The sequence below is a fragment of the Nostoc sp. genome, from assembly GCF_036917555.1.
GTDB lineage: Bacteria > Cyanobacteriota > Cyanobacteriia > Cyanobacteriales > Nostocaceae > Nostoc.
On sequence record NZ_JBALDD010000041.1, the window covers coordinates 1 to 24,809 of the forward strand.

Here is a 24,809-nt window from a genome sequence, read left to right on the forward strand (position 1 = left end):
TTAATTTAAGCAAGAGCCTTTTTGGACGTTCACTCTCAGTAATATATATGTACTGTTAAATGGCGATCGCTGTGCCAGTTGCGTAAGTCCTGATGTCATGCATAAGCGTTTAAGATACAAGTTAGATTGGAAGCTCAAACCCTTGATACTATAGGCAATACGTTAAAAATGTTTGCAGGAAACCTTGAAGGAATTTTTAGGGCTTATTGTTTTTGCCAAACCTTTGAGAACAGGACGTGAATACATCAACTCAGCCTCGTAAATTGACGAAGGTATTGATACTTGCTTAATGGTAGAGCAATCGTATCTAAAATGATAAGTTGCAGGTTCAATTCCTGCGGTGTAACCACAGCTTTTTCAACTCGCATAAGGTGTGAGTGTAACTCTTATAGGTAGGGTATCTGCATCTAGTGTTTATCTCGTTAGGTGCAAGATATCAGATCGTAAAAGTTTTCGGTCTACTGACTATACACAAAACTTTTCATGCTTTACTCTGTTTTTAATGTACTCTTTTTGAGAGTACCGTAACTACCAGTGGTGAACACTAATGATTTGAGTTAGGGTCACAACAAAGTTTCGTGTTTTATATAGTCTTAACTTTCTTGAAAGAGCTTTTGTGTAAGTAGCGACTTACGTTAATAGTTACTTAATTTGCTAATCATTGGGCTGGTTGTTAGCAATTACCTATTACTAATAAGTATTTCAATTAAATTTATTAAATTGGAGAAGAAAACTATGAAAAATAGTTGGATAGTTCATTCTTTGGAGAATTTAAATTATTTATATGGTCTAAATCTATTAGATAGTTCTAGTTCAATTGATTTAAATAAGGCAATTCAAGAAAGCTTTCATGTGTTAACACGACTTTCAGAAAATAGTAGCTTTATTAGTAAAATGACTGAAGCCTATGGCAAAGATATTGATGTAGAGGAATTAAATGCTCTGCGTCAAGATTGGAGCCACAGTAACTTTGCAGATTTACCTAAAATTGAAATAATAACAGATTTACATGGGTTAAGGGGAGCTTTTTATAGCCAAACAAATACAATCTATTTATCACGAGAATTTATTAACTTAACCAGTAAGCCTAAGGAAATTACTAAGGTTTTGTTAGAAGAAGTTGGTCATTGGGTAGATAGCAAAATTAATAAAGTTGATGCTGCTGGTGATGAAGGGAAGATATTTTCGATTCTAGCATTGGGAGGAAAGCTGAATCCTAACCAGTTAGTACAACTAAAAGCGAAAAATGATGTAAGAACGCTTGAAATTAATGGTCAAAAGGTTACAGTTGAAGCTGCTGATGCGAGTCAAGCAAAAGAAAATTTAGATTTAATTACAGATAAAGTTAAACTGCTCTTCGACAGTATTAAATCTAAACTAGAGGTAGAAGATTTAAAGAATATTCCTCTTCTGGGAACTATTACGGTCAAAGATTTTGTAGACCAACTGTTCAACAATGTTGCCAACAAAATTATCACTGAAATTAATGCCGAAGGAACCGCTACAGTTGGTGCAGTAAAAAAAGCTTTGTTTGACGCATTAGGATCATCAGGCTTGGGTGTACTATTAGATTCAGATGGCAAGAGTGGCATTGATGAAAAAGATATTCTACTGCCAGAAAACAGTGCAGATGCTATTGAATTTCAATTTAAGATTGGAAAAAACTTCAGTCCGAATTTAGCCTTAGCAGATAAACTTGGCTTACCAACTTTAGGACTCGATATCAACGGAAATATTACTCCTCAATTAGATCTGGGTGTTACAGTTGGTTTCGGGGTTGATAAAGATGGCAATGTTTTTTTAGACACAAATAAGAGTGGGGAGTTTCAAGCCAATTTAAAGGCTCAGTTAATTGATGCTAGTCACAATCCTTTTACAGCCAAGGGAAAGCTAGGATTTTTAAACCTTAAAGCAACAGATAACGGTAGTCAACTCGCAGGCAATTTCAGTGCAGATTTAACTAGTGCAAGTACAGATGCCAAGGGAAGAGTCAAAGTTAGCGATATCGCTAGTCTCAGTGTTGCTCTCGATCGCAAGTTAACTGCCAATGCCGATCTCAAGTTTAAATTAAATACGGGTCTTGGAACTGCCAAAAATGACATTTTACCGTCTATTGAAGCAAACTTAAATTTACTGGGTTGGCAATACGATAGCAGTAATCCTAGCACTTCTGCGCCAAGTGTTTCTCTGGATAACGTTACCTTAGATGTAGGTTCCTTAGTAGGAGATTTTGCTGGTGGTGTTTTAAAACCGATTCAAGATGTTTTAAAGCCGATTAAATCAGTTCTAAATCCTTTTATTACACCTCTCCCAGTTATTGACAAGTCTTTCCTAGAGCTATCTCCTAATATTCCGCAAGAAACCCGTGACTTTATCAAAGCACTCAATACGATCGCTGGCTTAAAAGCACCTGGGGGTGATAGTGGCAAGATAGATTTAGGAAGTTTTAACCTCACGAGTGGAGACATCCGAGCCACAAATTTAAGTAGTACAACAGCCACGTCTAAACCTGCGCTATTAGCTGCTCCTGCCAGCAGTTCTGACCCTGCTTTTATTCAGGGCTTAAAGGAGATTGGGTTTGATTTTCCTCTGTTAGACAAACCCGAAAATATTGTTAACTTGTTGTTAGGAAAACCAGGCGTTGATCTCTTTACTTATCAAACCCCCAACTTCTCTCTATTGTACAACGTTCCTAATATCATCATTCCTGTTTTTGGCCCAATCGTTATCCAGATTGGAGGACACGTTGAAGCTGGGGCAAAGATAGGGTTTGGCTACGATTCTACTGGTATAGCGACTGGTAATCTTAAGAATGGATTTTTTGCGATCAGACCCGATGCAAACCCAAAAGATAAAGACTCGCGGAAAAATTCCAATGTGTATGGAGAAGCAGAAGTTGATGCATCGGCTGGGGTAAGCGTCGGTTTTGCTTCTTTAACCGTTGGTGGTGGGATTAATCTCGGCTTGGGAATGAATATTGCTCAAAGTCTGGATGCAAAAGATGGACAATTAGATAACAAAGTCAGAGGAGACTCTCTTCTTTCTAATTTACCTTTCTGCGCTTTTGATTTAGGCGGAGGATTATCTGTCATTATCTTTGGACAACTGGAAATCGATCTCGGCTTTTTTAGCGTCACCGAACGTCTCGATCTGGCTGATATTAAGCTGATTGATTTTGACTCAAAACCAGACTGTCATGCAGCAGACTTCTTCAATCATGAAGACCCAGATCCTACTCCAGAACAGCAAAAAGCTTTAGATGCTGCCGGCATTATTGATCGCAAAGGCACAGACGGCGATAATATAATCACTGTCAATCATCTAGGTGGAACTTGGAGTGCCAAACAGCCTGATTCTACTGAACAAATAGAAGTAAGCGGAACGGGTAACGATCCAGATCCTAAGACTTACGATAAAGTCACCTTAGTCGTCATCAATGGTTTAGCAGGTAACGATACTATTCAATTTACCAATGGCGTTGAAGCACCAGGTCAAGTCAGAGGTGGGAATGGCAATGATAACATCACCACTGGTAAAGGCAATGACTTTATTAGTGGCGGACAGGGTAACGATACGATCAATGGGGGCGAAGGAAACAATACTGCTGATTACAGTAGTTCTCCTAATGGTGTTAACGTCAACCTCAGTACTGGGTTTGCTAGTAACGATGGGTACGGCACTCAAGACAGGATCTTCAACATTCAAAACGTTGAAGGTTCCGCAAAAAATGACGTTATCATCGGTAGCAATATTAAAAACTATCTTAATGGAGGTGCCGGAAATGATACTTTAGAAGGTCTTGGCGGTGACGATGTAATCCTAGGTGGAGAAGGAGCAGATGCCATTAGAGGCGGTGGTGGCTTTGATACAACCACTTATTTGGATTCAAAATCTGCCGTTTTTGTTAATCTTTCTAATCAAAGTTTCTTTGGAGATGTTACGCTTCCAGATGGTGTATCGCCTTTATTTTTAGCTACTCATCGGGGTCAAGGCGGATCTGCTAATGGCGATTTTATTGATGGGGTAGAAAATGTCTCTGGATCGGCCTACGATGATATTCTGGTTGCTAGTGACGGTGACGGTATTATCGATGGATGGTTAGGTAATGATATCCTCTATGCTGGCCCACGTCATGATACTCTGATCGGCGGTGATGGTATTGACTGGTTATCCTACAAACTTTCTAATGCTGGAGTTAATGCCAATCTCAAGGACAATTCCTTTTCTGGCGGTTATGCTGACGGAGACAAACTACAAGAGATTGTCTATGTCGCAGGCAAAGGATCGACGCAAGATGGGAATTCCTTTGAAAACTTAGAAGGGTCTAATTATAATGATGGAGAATTGCGAGGAGATAACGGAGATAACATCATCCGAGGTTTAAATGGTGATGACAATATCTTTGGTGAAGATGGCAACGATCTTCTTAATGGTGGTGCTGGTGCAGATCATCTCGATGGAGGCAATGGAGAGGATACAGCAACCTATATAGATTCTTCCGGTGGAGTGTTCGTCGATCTCTTATTTAATCAAGGTTTCTTTGCTGATGCTCAAGGCGATACCTTCTCTAGTGTTGAAGATTTGATCGGCTCCAATTACGGCGATAGTCTCTATGGTGATAATAGTAACAACAAGATTAATCCGAGTTTGAGTAATGGTGAACTTGATTTTGTCGATGGACGAGGCGGTACAGATACTCTTCTGGTAGACTACTCTATTGACGATTATGGTGAGGGAATCGAAGGCGGCTTTAATACGGGTAATATCAAACACTACGCCGACATTAGCAAAACCACGTTATTAGATCAGGTTACCTTTTTAAACATTGAAAGCCTGGTAGTTGCAGGTACTATCCGCGATGATTCCATTGTGGGTGGAGTAGGTGATGATACGCTGCGGATGAGCGACGGGAATGATTTTGTTGATGGAGGTGGCAGTAACGACTTGCTGGATGGCGATCGCGGTATCGATACTCTATCTGATGATTTGTCTAACAAAACTCAAGATATTACCCTAGAAAGTTTTGATATTACAAAAGAATCCTCTCAAAGCTACTCTATTCAAGGCGCAATTATTAGTAATTTTGAAATTTTCAAGGATATCAAAACTGGTAGTGGCAACGACAAGCTCACCCAACTCGATAGAGTTAACAACAAATTCTCTACTGGTGCCGGTGCGGATGTTGTTAATCCGGGTTTAGGGTTTGACAGCGTTGATGGTGGAAAAGATACTATTTTTGTTCCCTCGATCGGCAACTTTGAATTATCTGTTACTGACACGCTAATTCTCGACTACTCAGTAGGAGATACGGGTAGCGAAATGATTATGTTTGTCACACCACAAGATAAAACGGGTTTTGCCTACAGAAGTATCGATCCTAATAACGTTGAAGCACCTTTGTTAGACTCAATCGACTTTAGCAATTTCGAGAACTATCAAGTGACAGGTAGTAGCAAAGGCGACACGATTGTTTTAGGCAATGGAAATGACTCAATTGTTGCCAATGCAGGCGACGATTATTTAATAGGCAATGCGGGTAATGATTCCATCAATGCTGGGGATGGAAATGATGTTTTAATTGGATCGAATCAAACCAGTGCCGATATCGATACCCTAATTGGTGGTGCAGGAGCAGATCTCTTTGTGTTAGGAGAAGCTTATATCCAAGGAACTACTCTAGAGCCTCATTTTTACGATAAAGCTGGTGGCAATGACTATGCTTTGATTACTGATTTTAATCCAACTGAAGGAGATAAGATCCAACTTCCTAACTGTGGAGTCAGTGGTTCATCTTTTGATCATGGTTATGAACTGGTCGATTTCGGCATTCTCGGTGGTACTGGTCTTTATTCAGAACGAGGAAAAGAACTGATCGCTTTTCTTGAAGGTACTCACGGTCTTGATCTTAATGCTTCTTATTTCCAATATGTAGGCGATCCTTGTCCTGAGCCTCCCCGCTAAATTTTTTTTTGTATCGTGTCCGGTGAAAGACCTATCATTAAGACCCTGGGGAGAAAGGGAGAGGGTTGTGTAGTTTCTGCATAGATGCAGGGAATCACAACTAAGTAGCCGGACATGATATTACTTATTGATGTTGAATCTTGCGATCGTTCAACCCAATCAATCTATCTCGATATCTATGAATAGGAGCAGCAAACAATGAAATTTCTCCGTCAAATTATTCCTTCTTTAGTTTTTTCTCTTAGCGCTAGTCTAGGTTTAGTTAATGCGCCAGTAATGGCATTTACTGTAACCCAAAATAACAACCCTAATGCGCTCCTAAATGGTTTGTTAGGTAGCGATCCTAATAACTACAAAGGCTTAAGTAATTTTAATATTAATCTAATCGGTGATGCGAGAGCTTTTGGAACTTTTAGCGACGATCCATTTGGCTTAGGCTCTGCTATAGCTCTTAGTACAGGACGAGTTACCGATTTAGCAGGCGCAAATACTATAGATGGAGGTTTCACACCCAATGGGGCTGATCTCAGTACTGATTTAGGCTTACCTGGTGTAAGTGGTGATTCTATCAGTATGGTTCTTAGTTTTGATGTAAATAATACAGCTGAGAAATTATTTTTTCAATATGCCTTTGGTTCGGAGGAGTTGCTAGAATACGCAGGTCAATTTAATGATTCTTTCAGTCTGCTTCTAAATGGTGTTAATTATGCGACATTAAGTAATGGTGATAGCGTCACTATTAATAATCTTGCAGTTAATCCTTTAGGCCCCTATAGTTCTGATTTAATCTACAATCCAGTGGGAACTGGGCCTGCAAGTTCTGTAACAAAATTAGATGGCTATACTAAACCTTTATTATATAATGCTCCTCTGGTTGAGGGAGCGAGGAATTTTCTGATTATTAATGTTCAAGATGCAAGGGATGGTCAATTTGATTCTGCTGTATTTCTCAAAGCAGGTACCTTAGGTTCTGTTTGTCCTGAGGGTGCTGATTGTCAACCTTCAACCCCAATACCAGAACCTGATTTATCGCATGTCTCTCTCTTAGCTGTAGTTTTTATTTTTATAGGACTAGTAAGGAAGCATAATTGAGTAAGGATTCAGGTCAGAGGGTATTAGTATTGAGCCAGGGCAAACGTATCTAAATATTGATGAGCCAGAATAAGAGTGTAATTCAGCCTGGACAAGAATAGTTCGAGTGCCGCAGGCAGGGCAGGTCAATAAATTAACCCCCAGCGATGATTGCCAGGGATTATTTCAAGTGGAGTTGTGCAGACAATAAAATGCATCAGCGATAAATTCCCAGACTGGGAATAGGTAACGACCGCAGGAATGTTGTAAAGCAAAATTTAACGAGCTATTCAATCAATCGTGTTCTACTTGATGCCAGAAAAACGCTTTGAATTTACTTTGGTATATTTTCCGGTGTGGCGGATGTCCCGATGCCCTAAAAATTCCTGAATAAATCTGGTACTATGCCCTTCATTCACAGATGCTAACTTTTTTCGGGACTCTGATATTTGTTGTATTTGGGTAGTCATTATTTTTCTATTTTTTTGGTTTCCTGACCGACAATTATGTTTTTTTATATACTCAATTGTTGGCAATAATCTTGGGTAATTATGCGTAAACAGAGATAATGATGATTGACATCCGTAAGCTAATCAACCAAATTGCGATCCCAGAAGCACAGTTATATACCACGCAATTCCTTGCGCCCTGCGTCAAAGATGGACGAGTTCGCACACGGGTAGCTGGGATGATTTACACTTTCACGCCAAAGCCTAGTAAATTTGAAGGTTGGGGCATCTTTCAGGCTGTGGATAAAAAAACAGCAACGGTTGTAGAAGAAGCAGACTTACCCCAAATTGTGGAATACCTGCAACACTTTTCCCAAATACGGCTGCGGTTAGCACACCAACTGCGGGGACGGCATTGCAAATAGGTGGCGGTACCTTAACTCAATTCCATGATCGCAGCGATTACTGGACAGTTGATTGGACAACTGCTGATGGTGTTCGCCATAGTAGTGCGATCGCTAAAACTGATTTGACTGTTGTTGGTTCTGGCATTTGCCTAAGTGGACGCGATCGCGATTTTGACTTGCAATCCTTAGTAGGTGTTATGGAACAACAAGAGTAGTAAGTATATTAATTACGAATTATTATGAGTATCTTTTTTCACGAACAGCTTTACCGCACTAATGCTGTGATGGCAAAGTTAAAAAACTATCCTATAACAATTTGTGGCGCCGGAGCATTAGGAGCTAACATAGCTGAAAACTTAGCTCAGTCTGGTTTTGATAAACTTACAGTGATTGATCGCGATCGCATTGAGGAGCGCAATCTTTCAACTCAGCCTTACTACCGTTCTGATGTGGGAGCGTTCAAGGCGAAAATTTTGGCGAACAATTTATATCGAGCAATTGGAACTAAAGTTGATGCCAAAACAAAGGAGTTGATACCAGCAAATACAACTCAATTACTTCAAGACAGCCAGCTAATTGTCGATGTTTTTGACAATAGCGTGGCACGTCAAGCAGTGAAAGATTATGCAGAACAATTAAGCATTCCTTGTCTTCATGCTGGACTATCAGCAGATTATGCAGAAGTGATTTGGAATGACATTTATCGCGTTCCTTCCCAAGTTAATGATCATGTCTGTGATTATCCGTTGACACGAAACTTGGTGATGTTAACCGTTGCTGTGGCGTGTGAAGCGATCGTTTCATTCATTGCCACAGCACAACAGCGTAACTTCACCATCACCTAGAAGGATCTGACTGTTCAATCTCTGTTTTTGTAGATTGCGTAGACGTTTATGATTTTGACGATAAATTGACCATCAGTCTATCAAGAGCGTGTCAGAGAATGAAGTTGAGTTACCTGCAGTAACAGACTGCACAACGCTGGCGCTGATGCATAAGCCTGTTGACGAACACGTCGGCCTTTTCAAAGGTCGTTCCGTTATTTCCCCACTCCCTACTCCCTTATGTTCAGCAATTTGGCCATCGCCAACCGTTGCAGTTTACCAGTAGCACCACGAGGTAGTTGATCTAAAATGTGAATTTGCTTGGGGACTTTGAAGTCTGCCAGCATAGTTGCACAGTGAGCTAAAAGTTCTTTTTCACCAGCTTCTGCTTTCAGAACCACAGCCGCGTGGATATCTTCTCCTAAAGATTTGTGAGGGACGGCAAAGGCTAAGGCTTCGGCGACGGCGGGATGGCGCAGCAAGACATCATCCACTTCTAAAGGAGAAATTTTTTCCCCACCCCGGTTAATCAATTCTTTAATCCGTCCAGTCAAGCGGAGGTAGCCGTCTGCATCCACTGCACCCTGATCCCCTGTGCGGAACCAACCGTTCACAAAAGCAGTGGCGTTAGCTTCTGGGTTGTTTTCGTAGCCATCTATAACATTAGGTGCTTTTATCACTACCTCGCCCAAGCTTCCCTTAGATAACAGGTTGCCTTCAGAGTCCATAATGCCCACTTCTACGCCGAAGCCATAACCTACAGTACTTGGTTTTCTGACTTTTGGCGGTAGGGGATTGGTGGTCATTAAATGAGATGCTTCAGTCATGCTGTAAGATTCCACCACAGGAGCATTAAGAGTTGCCTCTAACTGTTCAATGATAATCGGCGGCAAAGAAGCGCTACTAGAGCGAATGAAACGAAAGCGGTTTGCTTTGACAATTTCTAGGTTGCGGCTAGCACGCGCCAAAATTGTCTGGTGCATGGTTGGCGCTGCGGAGTACCAGGTGGGTTTGTAGGTATCTACCAGCTTCCAAAACTCCAAGGCATTAAAACCATTGGGACAAACTAATGTACCGCCCGATGCCAGAGTTGCCAGCAAACAGCCCACCAACCCGTGAACATGGAACAGGGGCATTAGGCAAAGTGTAGTGTCAGCTGCTGTGAGTGAGTAAGCACTAATCAGGTTGCTGGCTGAAGCGATTAAGTTGCGATGACGAATCGGCACACGCTTGGGACGACTGGTAGTACCGCTAGTGTGGAGAATCATCGCTAGATCATCAGCGTTGGGGGCTACGGGATTCGAGGATTCTGCTGGTTGTGAGCCTGTTTTGACTAATTCAAAGCTTAATGTGCCGTCAGTGTTTACCTTGGCATTAATCAGCATCATGTCGGGTGTGACACTAGCAATGGCTGCTTCTGGCCCCTCAGACAACGTAATCAGTGCTTTTGCTTGGGTATCTTGATAGTAAAAGGCAAATTCTTCTTGTTTGTATTTGGGATTTAAGGGTGCAGCAGTGCCACATAAGGCAGCAGCCAAAAAGGTAATCGCCATTGGTGAACCGTTAGTCATGGCAATGGCAATGCGTTCTCCCCGTTTCAATCCAAAGCTGTTGAGTTGAGATACCAGTCCAATAACATTCTCGCGCAATTGCTTATAGGTTAGCGATCGCCCATCAGGCGTAACTAAGGCTGGATGATTGTCTTCCCCTACTAAAAGCTCAAATAAATTCATTAGTTTTTCGGGTCTGTAAATACATGATTTAGCTTAAACAAAAAATTGTTACTTAGCTTTGAGTTGTTAGAGAATGCTAAAATACTGTTATTAACAACAATGTTTGAAACATCCTCATAACAATTCCTATGGCAAAACTTTGTTATGGAGGTAATCCTGTAAAATCAGAAAAGTATACATTGAATAAATTTGTGGATCTGCGATCTGGTAGATAGGGTTAGTAGCATTAGCTCTCCAAATGCTCTTGGAGTATGCCTTTGGATATAAACTAGAAGAAATTAGTTCTTATAATAGTTTATATAAATAGCCGTGTACTCAATTTCCCAAATAGATTAATAGCAATTATGAGTTCCATAAAAATTACTATGTTGGGCGAAAGCTTGGAGCGCCAAGGTGGAATAGTTTCTGTAGAAAAGCTCATTCTTGAAGAAACTACCTCTGATATTCAAATTAAACACATTACTACTTTACCGAATGGTTCTGCTGTCCATAAAGTGTTAGTGTTTTTGCAGGCAATAGGTGAGTTATTTTGGAACTTATTAAACCAAAAAACTGACCTAATTCACATTCATGTTTCAGATAGAGGTAGCGCTTTTCGTCATTCAATCACTACTCTTATTGGTTGGCTATTTCAAAAACCAGTAATTATTCATACTCATAGTGCTGATTTTCATTTGTTTTACTCTAAACTACCTCAATGGCTTAAGCAGTGGCTAAGTTGGTCGTTTTGTAAATGTACCCGTTTCATTGTTTTATCAGATAGCTGGAAAAAATTCTACATTGAGAATCTTGGCTTGAAGTCAGAGCAAGTTATTGTTCTCCCTAACCCAGTAAAAATTCCCGCACAAATTCCACAGCGGATAGATTCCAAACAGATATTTTTCTTATTTTTAGGGCGCATTGGTGAGCGCAAAGGTGCTTTTGATTTAATTAAAGCATTTGCTTCTATGCCTGTTGCTCAACAAAGCCAAGCCAAGTTAGTTATAGCGGGCGATGGAGATGTAGAACAAGCTCGTAGTTTGATCCCAACTCTAAATCTTATTGACTACATCACTATTCTTGATTGGGTAGATAAAGAAAAACGCGACGATCTTTTAACTAAAGCTGATGTCTTTGTGTTACCTTCCTACAACGAAGGTCTGCCTATGGCACTACTAGAAGCAATGAGTTGGGGTTTGGCAGTTATCACTACCGCAGTAGGAGGAATACCCGAAATAGTTACTGAAAATCAGAATGGTTTATTAGTTAATCCGGGGAATATTCAACAATTGTCAGAGGCAATGCAATCCTTAATTGCAGACGAAAATCTGAGAATATCTTTGGGAAATAATGCACGAGTTAGAGTTAAAAACTTAGACATAAACAGTTATCTTACATCTTTAAAATGCATTTATACAGCAGTTATCAATTGAAAGCCATCTTAATAAAAATAGCTTTAAGTGACTCACACTATGTATTAAATACCGAACTTACATACGAGGTAATTCATTCTGTATAAGGATAATAGGCGTTGAAAAGGTATGGATTTAATATTAGGAAAAATCAAGGAGCGATAAAGGTATTATTTTTTTGTTGTTCGCATTATTCTAAACTTGGTATACTGGCTAATAAATAAGAGAGGTGCAAAAATGAAAGCTTTTCCTGAAGTGAAGTTATTTGATACAAGATTCCATAAAGTTAAAGTACACGAATTAGTTGATTATTTAATAGAAGCAGCAAAAAACAAAAAAAAGACAGTTGTAGGACATGTAAATATCAGAGCCATGAATTTCGCTTATGAAAAGTCTTGGTATCGAGATTTCTTGAATAAGGCTGATTTAGTATTTTGTGACGGGTTTGGTGTAATGGTAGGGGCTAGATTCAACGGTTATTCAATGCAATCTGCACATCGAATGACAGCACCAGATTACATAGAAGATTTAGCATTAAAGTGTGAGCAAGAAAATCTTTCCTTATTTTTGTTAGCTGGAAAACCTGGCGTAGTGGATAAGGCAATTACTAAGTTAAAATCAATTGCGCCTAATTTACGCGTACAGGGACATCATGGATATTTTGACAAATCAGGAAAAGAGAATGATTTGGTAATAGAAAAAATTAATAAATTCCAACCAGATATTTTATATATTGGTTTTGGCATGCCGTTACAGGAACGCTGGATTTTAGATAACTTCAATAAAATTGAAACTACTGTATTTTTACCTTTGGGTGCTTGTCTAGATTTTTATACTGACTCTATATATCGCGGACCACGTTGGCTGACTGATAATGGTCTGGAGTGGTTAACACGCTTAATTACTGAACCTACTCGTCTAACAGACCGTTATATTGTAGGCATTCCATTATTTTTTTATCGTGTAGTTAAACAGCGAATCACTCAAGGAATGATCACAAATCGCTAAATAAATTTTTTCTAAATTTTGCATTTGTTATGACCATGACTGCCAAAAAGTGGCCAATTGTTTCCCCTACCTCTGCTGCCAAGACTAGAATTAGAATTGATGTGACATTCAGTAGCCAAAGTGCCAGACTCTCTGCCATTAAGCGATCGCTATCTTGCCTTAATCGATGAAATTGTCGAAACCACCCTCAAGGGCAAAATTAGCTCTGTAGAACAGGTGTATCAAATGCTGCTTAAAGGAATTACTTCCGGTACAGGGGAAGTGTTTGAGCTAGCTTTGAGCGATCGCCTGAATTCCCTCCAAAGCCAAGTAGATAGCGAAAAAGACGAACTCAAGAAAGCCAAGGCGACTCGCAGTTTGAGAGCCATTAAAACTATTCAAAGCCAATGGCAACGCTGGCAAGAGCAAAACAAAGCCACAGAAGCGATCGCCTCCGCAGTTACAGAAATCACCACAGCCCCTGCTGCCGAGCGTCTAGCGACATTTATCCGAGTTACTGACCCCAATCAGAAGTATCCGCTAAATTTACAACAGTTACAGCAGTTGTCAAAAGCATTGCTGCAATTTGCTCAGGCAGATGCTGATTTACAACAATTTTCCGAAGGGATTACCCGTGGTTTAGCTTCTTGGCAGCGATTGCAAGACAACTTGCTCAGTTGGATGTACGAGCAAAAAGAATCTCTGGGGTTTGGTGGTGTACCGGGAGAACGTGGCCCTTGGGCAAGTTGGGCGAAACAACTTAATAGTGAGTTACCACAAGCACTGCTTCGCACCTTGGCTAGGGAAGAATCCGCAATTGAGTTTGCCGAGCGACAACGGGGAATCACCCTCAGAGATTGGGTGGAAATGGCATTGATTTTACAGTACTTGCAAAGGGGACTAATTAACTGGTTTGACCAACAAGCTTATGATGTAAAAGCGGGGCCAAAGTTGTCCATTTCCACTTTTTTGACCTTTGCAGTGATTTGGAGTCAGTTAGCAAGTGGTTTTAGGAGCATTGGGACAGTATACAGCGATGCCTGTTCTCAAATCATGCTCCAGATTTTGCGAACCTTTGCCCAGCGTCCGTATTTTCCCTTTTACGGTGGAATTTTTGCCTCTTTTACTGGCACTTATTTACGAGATGCCCTAGATTATTTGGATGAACCGCTACGACGAGGTGAGGGAACTCAAGAAAAGGCGCGGATTTTGACCCTTTTAGGCTATTCCCAGCGTGCTTTGGGACAATACCAGCGTTCTATTGATTTTCATCAGCAGGCGCTAGAGATAGCCAGAAATGCAGGCGATCGCGCCTGTGAAATTGCCAATCTCAATCACCTCAGCCGTACCTACGTGCAACAGCAAAATTATGCTGAGGCAATTAACTACAGTCAACGAGCATTAATACTAAGTCGGCAAGCAGGCGATCGGACAGGAGAAGCCAACGCGCTGGTAAATTTAGGTTACAGCGAAGTCATGCAAGCTCAAGAACTGGAAAACCTAGAACCAGAGACTTATGAAGCCGCAATTAATTATTTAGAACAAGGTTTAAAATTATCAGAAAAATTAGGCGATATTCAAAGTAAAGCCTTATGTGTCAGCAGTTTAGGAATTGCTTATCTAGTAATTGGAGAACACCAAACTGCAATTAAATATCTTGAAGATGGCTTTAAAACAGCGCAAGTTTCCGGTGATTTGTATCTCCAAGGGCGAAACTTAGCTTATTTAGCAGAAGCTTATTATCACTTACAAAATTCTGAAAAAACTGTTTACACAGGCTGCTTGGGAATGTATCTTTTAGAGCAAATTGCTTCTAATGAGTGGCGTCAAGCAGCAGGGTTACTGACAATTTTACAAAGACAAATCGGAGCAGAAGCTTTCCAAAAGTTCTTACAGCAACATCGCCCGAAAATTATTGCGGTTATCGGTGTAGATGGGTACGATCACATTCCACAATTGTTAGAAGAATATCAGCAAGATATGTAATACCAATTCTATGTGAAGTTGCGCTTTATTCAGGTAGGGGCAATTCATGAATTACCTCTACCTGAAAATCAAAGTTTCGGCTATTGTTTGGGTAAGTTTTGGTTATGCTGCCGTTGCCTTCGCAATTTTTGCAAGCAATCGCAACGCCTCATTAACAGAAGCCGAATCTCGAAAGATTTCTGCCACGTCTGGATCAAGAACTACAACATTACTCGATTGCATATACGCTTCGTAATACTTGCCACGGACACCACCTGAAAAATCATATTCAGGTCTCATGTCTTCATTGACGTTCATTTCTTCAGGTTCCTGACTCATAGCTTCTTCTCTCCTGTGGAGTGGCTAAACGAGTACTGATCAAACGCACTTCACCTTCTCGCTCTGTGTGGGATACAACCAAAAGACGTTGTGATCTTGATAAACCTGTAGTCAGAAGACGAAATTCGCCTACTGAGTGATCAGGATCTGGAATCGTGATGGCTAGTGGATCTCCGAAAACCGTAACAGCTTCTTCAAAAGACACATTATGCTTTTCAGCATTACTAACTGCTTTGTTTGGATCCCACTGAAATTTCATGAGTCTATTGTACTCTCAAGTAGAGCCATAGCCAACTTTTCGGTAGATTGCTCCAACCGAATTATTATACCGCTTTTCTTCGCTTATCAACCTTGTGCAGCGATCGGGTTTTTTCTTAACAATCTCTATTAACATTTTTGTGACTAAATCTAAAAATCGATAAAAAACTTAGATGGTATTTCATTCTGCTTTGACCAACCTCGAATTTTTTTAGTAAAGTTTTTCCATTCGTCGTAAACGTACTTAAAATCTTCATCTTCAGCATACTAATCTAGCAACTTTATTGTTTCATCCCTGGCTGCTTTCAAAATATCATCATTAAACTGCATTAATTGAATTCCTGTTTCGGGAATCTTTTCCTTCAATTCCTTCAATGCCTTACTGTTGAGGGAAACATATTGAGCTAGTGTACTCATGTGAACTTCCGAACAAGCAGCTTTAAAAATCTCTCTATATTCAGGTGATAAATGCTCCCAAGCCTTCTTATTAACCTGAACTTCAAATGTTGTGTTTGGCTCCCACCAGCCAGGGAAATAGTAGAATTTTACTGCTTTGTCTAACACCAGGATTAAATCATCATGTGGGCCAGTCCACTCAACAGCATCAAATCTCCCATTTCCCCCATCCTTAAGCCTTCTTATCAATTTGTCTATTGAAATTGATTCAATCAACTGATCATGAGTCCTAGCACCAAATTTTTGTATAACTTCTGCTTCAAACCCAGGAATTCGCATAGTTTTATTTTTAAAATCGTTTATCGAGTTAACTGGTTCTCTAGACCATCCTCCTGCTTGACCTCCTGTGGCTCCTGCCGGAAAAGCAACAATATTCAAATTGAGTCTTGAATAAATTGACTGCATGAAAGTTTGTGCTTCGAGACCTTGATCTTGATCTTTCTTATAATAGAGCCAAGCATTCTGTTCTTGAGGGTTTAGTCCAAAAGGAATTGCACAACCAAAATAAAGAATCTTAAGCTTCTTTGTACTATAATAGATTCCATTGTATCCGCACTCTACTACTCCCTCATTCACATCGTTTAAAAGTTTTTCCGTTTTTCCCGATCTCTTTAGAGTTATAATAAATCGCTCACCTGACATTTCTTTAACGCGATCGCACACTGCTTGTGGAGCATCATAGAGAATAGTGTTTTTGGCACTTTCACTCAAGAAGGTGTCCATCGTTCACTGTATTACAGATGGCTGTTGTCCAGATGTCTTCTGTTGATCAGATGTTTGTTTTTGCCCAATCAGCCAACCAGCAGTTAGCCCCACGAACGTACCAATAACCGTGGGTATAAAACCTCGACGAGTTATCGAATTTCCTGAACCACTGAGAGAACTACTCTGCCCTGTTTAATTATTTGGTAGATTACCAATGCTTGGAGGCCAGAACAAAAGATTTCGCCCTTGAAAAAATGCAACAACATATATCAGCGTTATTGAAATGATAATAACAAAGAAAGCAATTGTAACAACATTATTAGTAATGGGACTTTTCAACAGATAATCAAACAGTTCTTTCATTCTTTTTTATTTCATACATTTTTCTAGATAATATTATAGATAAAATTTTTACTTAGAGTATTCAATAGAAATTTACTGGATCTTATTCTAGGTAACAACACCCTTAAAAAAATGCTAAGTAGGTTGGCATAGTAGTAAAATCAAACTATGTGAATAAAGATAAACTAGGCTAAAGCGTTATTGCTTTATTGCAACTAAAAATTTTGATGTTTACCTACTTATAATAAGTCACTCAATACTCAAAGAAGTTCTGCTGATTCATATAATCTTTTGAGCATGGCGGAAATCTTTGTACTATAATCCAAATCTACTGACCAGCGTCCTGATAGTTGATCGATTAATGGTGCAATCCCACGTGTGACAAAGCGAAACCTTGGAGCTACCACTTCTTGTACCAAAGGTTCTAAACTAGCGTAAGCTTTCAAATGTTGGATGTGCGCCCTAACTCCAATTCTGGCACTGGGAAAAGATGCAGCAAAAAAATTGTAGGTTGGGCGGAGGCTTTGCGTAACCCAACACCCTGATATATGTTGGGTTGCGCTCTTGTTCATCGTTGGAGGACTTATGCAGGGTAAAGCGATGCCTGCGGCGGGCTACGCCTACGCACTTCCGATCGCCACACAATCTGAGAAAGGAGAGTCAATATCGTCTCATCAACGGCTTTGGGTTGTAACCGGAGGTCAGACAGGAGTTGATAGAGCTGCGCTCGATACAGCTTTGTCACTTTTGTTACCAGTTCGTGGATGGTGTCCAAAGGGGCGGCTTGCAGAGGATGGAAAGATACCACCTGTATACCCGCTTCAAGAGACAACGAGTACAGACTATGCATTACGTACCGAGTGGAACGTTCGAGATTCAGATGGGACGCTCGTCCTAGCGTATGGAGCACTTGAAGGAGGAACAAAGTTTACAGCTGACCTGGCGCATAAGTATGATCGCCCTGTCCTCATCATTAACGCGCTGTCGTTCAGTGGAAATGACGCTGCTCGTTTCTGGAGTTGGATTCAGAAGCACAACATTCGCATTTTGAATGTTGCTGGTCCACGAGAAAGCTCACGACCAGGCGTTATTTATAACCGTGCCCGATATGTTCTTAAGCAGATATTGGAGTCGTAAAAAGAAAGAGATAAAACTTTCCCCAGTATATTTTTTTAGCAGAACTCCATATTGAGCTTGCTTATTTAAATGAATTGTGGTAGTTTCATTGTAATATAAATACCTTTAAATCGATTGACTTGCCGTAGTTTACTTGATAGCATCATTACTCTAGTTAATAAATTTGTTTTCACTAGGTAGTTGAAAAACTGTAAATAGTAAGGTATACATGGCTATTAGCCAAAAGTTATTTGTAGCATTGTCCACTGGACATGATTGAACAATACGTATTTGCAGCGGTAAAAACTGCGTAGTTTACCGCCGTAGGCATCGCCCACCAAGCCATAATCCTTTATTGTTATCGCTAACTTAATGGTGAAACAGTGTTTATCGATAAACCTTGAGGCTTTCAGCAGCAGTGAGGCAGCACTGTAGGTCTACCCAATCCATACGTAGGAGTTGAAAATTATGGTGCAAACTTCTCTCGTCCGCCCCAGCAATCCCTTTCAGCCACCGACCTTCGTTTCCATTGAATCAGAGCGTCGCCATCGTCAAGAACGCTTGGCAGCAGCCTTTCGGGTATTTGCGCGTTTGGGTTTTGCTCAAGGATTGGCAGGACACATCACTGCCCGCGATCCCGAACTTACCGATCATTTTTGGGTAAATCCCTTTGGGATACATTTCAGTCGCATTCGGGTATCAGACCTGATACTAGTGAATAGTGAAGGTCAGGTAGTCCAAGGTGAAGGCAAAGTTAGTCAAGCAGCATTTGCCATTCACTCTCAAATCCACGAAGCGCGCCCCGATGTCATTGCAGCGGCTCATGCCCATTCATTCTATGGTAAAACTTGGTCAACTTTGGGTCGGTTGCTCGATCCGATTACCCAAGATTCCTGTGCTTTTTACCAAGATCATGCTCTATTTGATGATTTTACAGGCATTGTCTTAGAGACAAGCGAAGGAAAACGCATTGCTCAGGCACTAGGCGATCGCAAAGCTGCGATTTTACGCAACCACGGAATATTGACCGTGGGACACAGTGTAGATGAAGCCGCTTGGTGGTACATCAGGTTAGAGGATACTGCTAAAGCGCAATTGCTAGCAGAAGCCGTAGGAAAACCCATCCTGATTGACCATGACATCGCCTTAAAGATCCAACAACGCGGTAGTACTCACCAAGCAGGCTGGGGTGGATTCCAGTATTTATGGGATGAAATTACCCACGACCAACCAGACTTATTAGATTAGGTATTGGGGACTGGGGATTGGGCATTGGCCAAACAGGGCATTGAGAAGAGACAAGGGAGAAATTTATTCAATAATTCCCCCTCATCTCCCTCTGCTCCCCCTGCTCCTCTGCTCCCCCTGCCCCTCTGCTCCCCAACATTTTCAGGAGAATTTATTATGCCAATTGAATTTATTGGATTGATTCGGACAAAACCGATTTCGGAATTAAATAGTGCATCAGGCGGTCTGGGCGATGACATCATTGATCCAGCTTATGTTCGTAAATTTGCCAAAGCCCATGAAGAAGGAGGCTTTGACAAAGTATTGATTGGCTATAGTTCTAGTAGCCCTGATGGTTTGACTGTTGCTAGTTTCGCTGCTTCAGCAACCGAGCGATTGGGCTTTTTAATTGCTCATCGTCCGGGTTTTGTCGCACCAACTCTGGCAGCTCGCAAGGCAGCTACTCTTGACCATTTTACCAACGGTCGGATCGCAATACATATCATTACCGGTGGCAGCGATGTTGACCAGCAAAAAGATGGTGACTGGCTAGATCATGACAGCCGCTACCGTCGCACCGATGAATATTTAGAAATTGTTCGTCGTGTCTGGACAAACGACATTCCCTTTGATTACGAAGGTGAATTTTACCGCATCAAGGGTGCTTTCTCTGCGATCAAGCCGCTGCAAAAGCCGCACATCCCACTTTACTTTGGTGGTGCATCTGGCCCAGCCGTACAGGTAGGAGCTAAACACAGTAATGTCTACGCCTTGTGGGGTGAGCCAATTGCCGCAGTTAAAGAACGAATCGCAGAGGTACGTGCTGCCTTACCACTCGGTCGTTCCATTCGCTTCAGCGTCTCCCTGCGACCGATTCTTGGTGCTACAGAACAAGAGGCTTGGGAGAAGGCACATAGCATTTTAGCGCGAATTCAAGAGTTGCGAGGAGGAGCAAAATTAGCTGCCCCAGCTAGGCCACAGGCGGTAGGATCGCAACGTCTGCTAGATTTTGCAGCCAAAAATGAGATTTACGATAAGCGTCTATGGACACCGATCGCAGCAGCTACTGGTGCGGCAGGTAACACTACTGCTCTAGTGGGTACACCAGAACAAGTAGCAGAGGCTTTGGTTGATTATTACGATGCAGGTGTGACTACCTTGTTGATTCGGGGCTTTGATCCTTTAGAGGATGCGATCGCTTATGGGCGTGATGTCATACCTTTAGTACGTGCAGAAGTCGCGCGACGAGAACGTCAAACAGTGGGAGTCGGGGTTTAGCGATCAATCCAACGCCTCACAGCTGGCATTTGTGTATAGAACCATAGCGTACCTAAGATATTTAGACTGCCACAGACAATCAAGGCATTAGTCGCACCAAAATTATCTGCCAAAGTTCCAGCCAACAGATTCCCAAAGGGTATCATACCCACCATTGCTAGGGCATAAAAACTCATCACCCGTCCGCGCTTATCTTCGGCGACTAGGGTTTGGATAATCATATTACTACTGGTAATCAGCAGGATGGAAAAGCAGCCTGTAAACACCAGTATAATTATGGATAATCCAACTTGACGCGATAGTGAGAAGGAAATCAAACTTATCCCAATCAAGACTTGAGCGACTACAATCAAACGCTCTAAGCCCGCAATCCCTCGCCTAACACTCAGATATAAACAAGCAAACAACGAGCCAATGGGCGCTGAGGTGCTGAGGTGAGCCATTGTAGTTGCATCCCCATTTAAAATCTTAGCTGCGAAAATGGGCATGAGCGCAACATGAGACATCCCGACTAAACCTTGTAATGCCAGTATTAATAAAATTGCTCTAATCGGCTGGAACTTGGAGACATATTCAAAGCCCTCCCGCAATTTCTGCAAAGTATCGCTAAGGCTCTTTTGGGTTTGCATAGGTCTGACTTTCAGCTGCATTGCTAGCAGGGTAAAGATGGCAGGGATATAGCTGAGAGTATCGTAGAGAAAACAATATTTCACCCCTAGCGTCGCAATCAAAATCCCGCCCATAGCCGGTCCCAATACCAGCGAGGAACTTAACATCACTGAATTCAAAGCGATCGCATTACTCCAATCGGCGCGATCGTCTACGGTTTCGGTGACGATTGTATGACGCACGGGCATATCTAATCCCTTGAGAAAACCATTGAGAACACTCAGTACCAATAGGATGGGAAACGTAATCCAATTCGTAAACGTAAGAATCGTTAATGCCAGGGAAACGCTAATTCCCAATATCTGCACTAGCATTAACAAATCACGACGACTCCAGCGATCGGACAATACGCCCGAAAAGGGAATCACTAATAACGTCGGTAAAAATTGCACAAACCCTGCAACTCCCAACAACCAAGCCGATTGAGTCAAATCGTATACCAGCCAAGGAATAGTTAACTGCTGGGTCATAAATGTCCCAGACATTGATAGTAACTGTCCCCCAAAAAACAGCCGAAAATTACGCCAGCGAAAGGCGGGTAAATGCTGGTAAATGATATTACTTACGCGATCGCCTAGTTGTCTATTCCAAATTTTCATCAGGGGAGTTCTATTATGTTAAACTAAATATTAGATTAACCAATATTTAGCTTAACTAATTATAGAATAATTGCGTAGTTTACCGCCGCAGGTCTTACCCTGAGCCTGTCCAAGGGCATCGCGTCTGATTTTTTAGTAAGCTTGCTGATTCAAAGGTTAAGCCTTATTCCTAACCGCATCCGGTGTAATTGCTGCATACTGCTGGGCAGTTAAGGTTGCTCCTTTAACATCAACTTGTTTTGGCACAAGTTTCAGTTCATACAGAAGATCCGCAACCTTTTGTTGAGCGCTAATTACTTCCTCAGTAATTGGTTTCATGTCATATTTTCTTCTCGCCAGCGTTAACTCCATAGTATCGACATCAGTCTTGACCTTCGGTGCGAGGATTTCAGCAGCAGCCCGCCTGTTTTTGTTTGCCCACTGCCCAACTTGGTAGTACTCTGACAAAATTGCTTTCAAGAGTTCAGCATTATTAATTGCAAAATCTCGTGAAGCAAGGTAATAACTTCCTGGCGTCTTAATTCCTTGGGCGTTTCGTAAGACTCGGATACTGCCTTCCCGTTGCAGCTTGATCAGACTAGGATCGCTTTCTACAAAGGCATCAACCGTCTTGTTCAAAAACGCTGCTCTTCCATCTGCAATAGGTAGATTCACTGATTCAATATCACTGATTTTTAGCCCTACCTCTTCAAACGCTTTCACTACGAAAAAGGTCTGAGCCGTCCCTCTAGAATAAGCAACTTTTTTACCTTTAAGACCTGCCAATGTTTGGATTGGAGAATCCTTTAGTACAACAATTGCTGAACCTTCTCCAGTACCTGGCGGCGTATTAACTACATAAATCAGATTGGTACCAGCTGCCTGAGCAAAAATGGGTGGCGTTTCGCCAGTAGGCCCAAGGTCAATGCTACCCACATTTAAGGCTTCCAATAGCGGAGGCCCAGACACAAATTGCGACCAAGTAACACCTATTCCTTGAGGAGCCAAGCGTTTTTCGATCGTGCCTTTTTCGTGGGTTAGATCCCCGGAAACTTGGTAGCCAAGTCGAACCAGCTTGGTACTGCCTTTATTATCACTAGTGGCATTAGTACTCAAGGTTGTGCTGCTGTTATTGCCTGTGTTGCCGTTATTTGTTCCACAACTGACTAAGGCAGTAAAAGACATTAATCCATAAAAAGTGTAAAGTAAATCACGCCTGGATATTGAGTGCTTTCCAATTTGCAGTCTGACCATAGCTTTCTATCTCATTTTGACTGATGCTGATACGGTGGGAGCAAAATCTCGGCAAGCTGACCGAATCGATTAGAGGTTCTATCCTTGTTAAGAAGGCTAGATCCAATCGCATCCGGTGATGTCAAAACTAGTACAGCACGGCGTAAATAAACCACCCCTGACGCTCTCTTCGAGACGCTGCGCGTAGCTTGCTTCTCTGTAAGAGTACGAGGACTCGCTAACGGGTGACGCTCTCTACGAGACGCTGCGCGAACGCAAGCTCGCTAACGCTAACGGCACTCATGGGGAACCCCCAGACGCTCGATGACTCGCTAACGCTGCGCTATGCGCTAAAGCGTCTCCCCTTGGGAGAAGACCGGACTGCCTCACCATTCCAAATCAATGAAATGCTTACATTGCATTCATTTTGAATTTTGAATTCCGCCCTGCGGTACTAGGTTTTCCCCCTCTACTCTCTAAAGCGAAGAAGGAAAGGGGGAGTAAATTTTGGTATCTGAAAGAATTCACAACCTTTAGCTAGCTGAACTTTAGAAAGGACGGCTTCCTCGAATGCTAACCCGCTTTAAAACCCGGGTTGCGTTGGAATTAAATTCGGGACGATAGTGAGCCGTAGCTTGGTTGTCCCAATAAAGCAGGTCGCCCTTACTCCAGTGGTGTTGATAAACAAAGTGGGGTTGCTTAATGTGTTCCCGCAACCGCTCAATTAGCTTTGCCCCTTCTACTGGGTCGTAATCAACAATATCTACCTCGCTAGCAGCATTTAAGAAGAGAACTTTCTTGCCAGTATCCGGGTGAGTGCGAACCAAAGGATGGGTAGCAACTTGTTCACCGGGTTCAACGGCACGCCCAGCTGCGTAGCCAGGTTCAGGATACTCATCCCGATACTTGCCATAGAAATTAAAATGGCGTAACTCTAAACCAGCAATCTGCTTTTTAGTAGCATCATCTAGTTCTTCGTAAGCCTGAATCAAATTCACCCAATAGGTATCAGGGCCATTCTCAGGCAGTTCTACCCCATATAAAAATGAACCGCTAGATGGTGTAGGCAACCAGTCATGATCGATATGGGGTAAAAGTTTACGATAGTTGGGTGCAAGATTGACAGAACTTTCTTCAGAGGCAGCATTTGCAAGGGTAAGAACAAGAGGCGGCAGGTACGGCTCGGTTTCTCCTTTACGGACATAGGCAGGCTGTTGGAGAATGTCGCCAAAGTAATTCGCAAACGCTAATAATTGGTCGTCAGTCAATTGTTGATTTTTGAAGATGAGGATGTGGTAATCGCGCCACGCCTGTTTGAGTTGCAAAATTACTTCTGGTTCTGCTGCAATACTGGCGTCAACACCAGTAACAACTGCCCCTAAAGCTGCTCCACTAGGCGTAATCTCAATTCGTGTTGCAGTAAATGTCATAAAAATTTTTCCTTGTACTTTGTAGTTGGTAAGGAAGCGATCGTAGCTGTCAGTATAATACCCTAACCCGATAGATTTACAGTAGTATACAATAACTATATTTTTAAACTGCTGGAATCAAGGCAGAAATATTCAGTAAAATACATAGCAACCTCATACAGTTAAATTACTGACTAAAGTGATACCTGTGACAATATTGAAGAGATATGCAAACTACGCCAATGGTTAATGCTTGACCATTTTGACTGCCAAAAAGTAAACCAATACAGCAATATGCAGCTAGAGTATTTCTATACCTCAAAACTTTGAAATCTGCTGTATATCCCCAACTATGAAGAACGTTGGCGAAATGGTGAAGCTATTGCAACTGAGTTTGTGGAATCAACAGTT

The 24,809-nt window shown here is 41.6% G+C and carries 18 protein-coding genes and 2 pseudogenes; 10 read left to right on the forward strand and 10 right to left on the reverse strand.

Translation table 11 applies throughout. From position 1 onward, the window contains the following. The first annotated feature begins 735 nt into the window (after positions 1-735). Together V7K60_RS16825 and V7K60_RS16830 are read left to right on the forward strand one after the other, a co-directional pair. Complete coding sequence (locus V7K60_RS16825) at positions 736-5,961, forward strand: calcium-binding protein (protein ID WP_334926995.1); 5,226 nt, start codon at positions 736-738, stop codon at positions 5,959-5,961. Positions 5,962-6,159: 198 nt separating this feature from the next. Next, complete coding sequence (locus V7K60_RS16830; RefSeq protein WP_334926996.1) at positions 6,160-7,053, forward strand: choice-of-anchor L domain-containing protein; 894 nt, start codon at positions 6,160-6,162, stop codon at positions 7,051-7,053. Positions 7,054-7,337: 284 nt separating this feature from the next. Here V7K60_RS16830 and V7K60_RS16835 read toward each other — a convergent pair whose 3' ends face one another. Continuing rightward, on the reverse strand, positions 7,338-7,502 hold the full coding sequence (locus tag V7K60_RS16835; RefSeq protein WP_334926997.1) for a tyrosine-type recombinase/integrase: 165 nt from the start codon (positions 7,500-7,502) through the stop codon (positions 7,338-7,340). A 101-nt stretch (positions 7,503-7,603) separates the two neighbouring features. Here V7K60_RS16835 and V7K60_RS16840 point away from each other — a divergent pair. Both V7K60_RS16840 and V7K60_RS16845 read left to right on the forward strand, forming a co-directional pair. Beyond that, a pseudogene (locus V7K60_RS16840) lies at positions 7,604-8,103 on the forward strand (hypothetical protein). Positions 8,104-8,127: 24 nt separating this feature from the next. After that, positions 8,128-8,733: a ThiF family adenylyltransferase gene (locus V7K60_RS16845; RefSeq protein WP_334926998.1), complete on the forward strand. Its 606-nt coding sequence runs from the start codon at positions 8,128-8,130 to the stop codon at positions 8,731-8,733. Positions 8,734-8,942: 209 nt separating this feature from the next. On the opposite strand, the gene V7K60_RS16850 is transcribed toward V7K60_RS16845, so the two are convergent. Further along, on the reverse strand, positions 8,943-10,445 hold the full coding sequence (locus V7K60_RS16850) for an acyl--CoA ligase (protein WP_334926999.1): 1,503 nt from the start codon (positions 10,443-10,445) through the stop codon (positions 8,943-8,945). A gap of 344 nt (positions 10,446-10,789) precedes the next feature. Here V7K60_RS16850 and V7K60_RS16855 point away from each other — a divergent pair, with 344 nt between their 5' ends. From V7K60_RS16855 to V7K60_RS16865, 3 genes are all read left to right on the forward strand, one after another. Continuing rightward, a complete protein-coding gene (locus tag V7K60_RS16855; protein ID WP_334927000.1) occupies positions 10,790-11,857 on the forward strand; it encodes a glycosyltransferase family 4 protein in 1,068 nt (355 codons plus the stop codon). 216 nt (positions 11,858-12,073) lie between these two features. Then, positions 12,074-12,844 (forward strand): WecB/TagA/CpsF family glycosyltransferase, encoded by a 771-nt coding sequence (locus V7K60_RS16860; protein WP_334927001.1) that lies wholly within the window; start codon positions 12,074-12,076, stop codon positions 12,842-12,844. A gap of 120 nt (positions 12,845-12,964) precedes the next feature. Then, positions 12,965-14,809, forward strand: a complete 1,845-nt coding sequence (locus V7K60_RS16865) for a tetratricopeptide repeat protein (protein ID WP_334927002.1) — start codon at positions 12,965-12,967, stop codon at positions 14,807-14,809. 102 nt (positions 14,810-14,911) lie between these two features. Here the strand turns inward: V7K60_RS16865 and V7K60_RS16870 are convergent, their stop codons facing one another. The 5 genes and pseudogenes from V7K60_RS16870 to V7K60_RS16890 form a co-directional block, all read right to left on the reverse strand. Further along, positions 14,912-15,127 carry a hypothetical protein gene (locus V7K60_RS16870; RefSeq protein WP_334927003.1) on the reverse strand — a complete coding sequence of 72 codons (216 nt, stop codon included), beginning with the start codon at positions 15,125-15,127 and terminating at the stop codon, positions 14,912-14,914. After that, a complete protein-coding gene (locus tag V7K60_RS16875; RefSeq protein WP_334927004.1) occupies positions 15,111-15,386 on the reverse strand; it encodes a BrnT family toxin in 276 nt (91 codons plus the stop codon). The genes V7K60_RS16870 and V7K60_RS16875 overlap by 17 nt, the downstream gene beginning before the upstream one ends. Before the next feature lie 266 nt (positions 15,387-15,652). Then, positions 15,653-16,564, reverse strand: a complete 912-nt coding sequence (locus V7K60_RS16880; protein ID WP_334927005.1) for a TRAP transporter substrate-binding protein — start codon at positions 16,562-16,564, stop codon at positions 15,653-15,655. Between the two features lie 584 nt (positions 16,565-17,148). Continuing rightward, positions 17,149-17,385: pseudogene (locus tag V7K60_RS16885) on the reverse strand (cell wall hydrolase); the annotation flags it as partial. An 86-nt stretch (positions 17,386-17,471) separates the two neighbouring features. After that, positions 17,472-17,738 carry a hypothetical protein gene (locus tag V7K60_RS16890; protein ID WP_334927006.1) on the reverse strand — a complete coding sequence of 89 codons (267 nt, stop codon included), beginning with the start codon at positions 17,736-17,738 and terminating at the stop codon, positions 17,472-17,474. Here V7K60_RS16890 and V7K60_RS35295 point away from each other — a divergent pair. From V7K60_RS35295 to V7K60_RS16900, 3 genes are all read left to right on the forward strand, one after another. Next, positions 17,636-18,025, forward strand: a complete 390-nt coding sequence (locus V7K60_RS35295) for a putative molybdenum carrier protein (protein WP_442944412.1) — start codon at positions 17,636-17,638, stop codon at positions 18,023-18,025. The two genes, V7K60_RS16890 and V7K60_RS35295, sit on opposite strands and share 103 nt — an antisense overlap. A 447-nt stretch (positions 18,026-18,472) precedes the next feature. Further along, complete coding sequence (locus tag V7K60_RS16895) at positions 18,473-19,252, forward strand: class II aldolase/adducin family protein (RefSeq protein ID WP_334927007.1); 780 nt, start codon at positions 18,473-18,475, stop codon at positions 19,250-19,252. Between the two features lie 156 nt (positions 19,253-19,408). Beyond that, positions 19,409-20,509, forward strand: a complete 1,101-nt coding sequence (locus tag V7K60_RS16900; RefSeq protein WP_334927008.1) for an LLM class flavin-dependent oxidoreductase — start codon at positions 19,409-19,411, stop codon at positions 20,507-20,509. Here the strand turns inward: V7K60_RS16900 and V7K60_RS16905 are convergent. From V7K60_RS16905 to V7K60_RS16915, 3 genes are all read right to left on the reverse strand, one after another. Beyond that, positions 20,506-21,777, reverse strand: coding sequence for an MFS transporter (locus V7K60_RS16905; RefSeq protein WP_334927009.1), 1,272 nt, complete (start codon positions 21,775-21,777; stop codon positions 20,506-20,508). The two genes, V7K60_RS16900 and V7K60_RS16905, sit on opposite strands and share 4 nt — an antisense overlap. A gap of 156 nt (positions 21,778-21,933) precedes the next feature. Then, positions 21,934-23,010, reverse strand: a complete 1,077-nt coding sequence (locus V7K60_RS16910) for an aliphatic sulfonate ABC transporter substrate-binding protein (RefSeq protein ID WP_334927010.1) — start codon at positions 23,008-23,010, stop codon at positions 21,934-21,936. 527 nt (positions 23,011-23,537) lie between these two features. Beyond that, positions 23,538-24,419 (reverse strand): TauD/TfdA dioxygenase family protein, encoded by an 882-nt coding sequence (locus V7K60_RS16915; RefSeq protein WP_334927011.1) that lies wholly within the window; start codon positions 24,417-24,419, stop codon positions 23,538-23,540. Between the last annotated feature and the right edge of the window lie 390 nt (positions 24,420-24,809).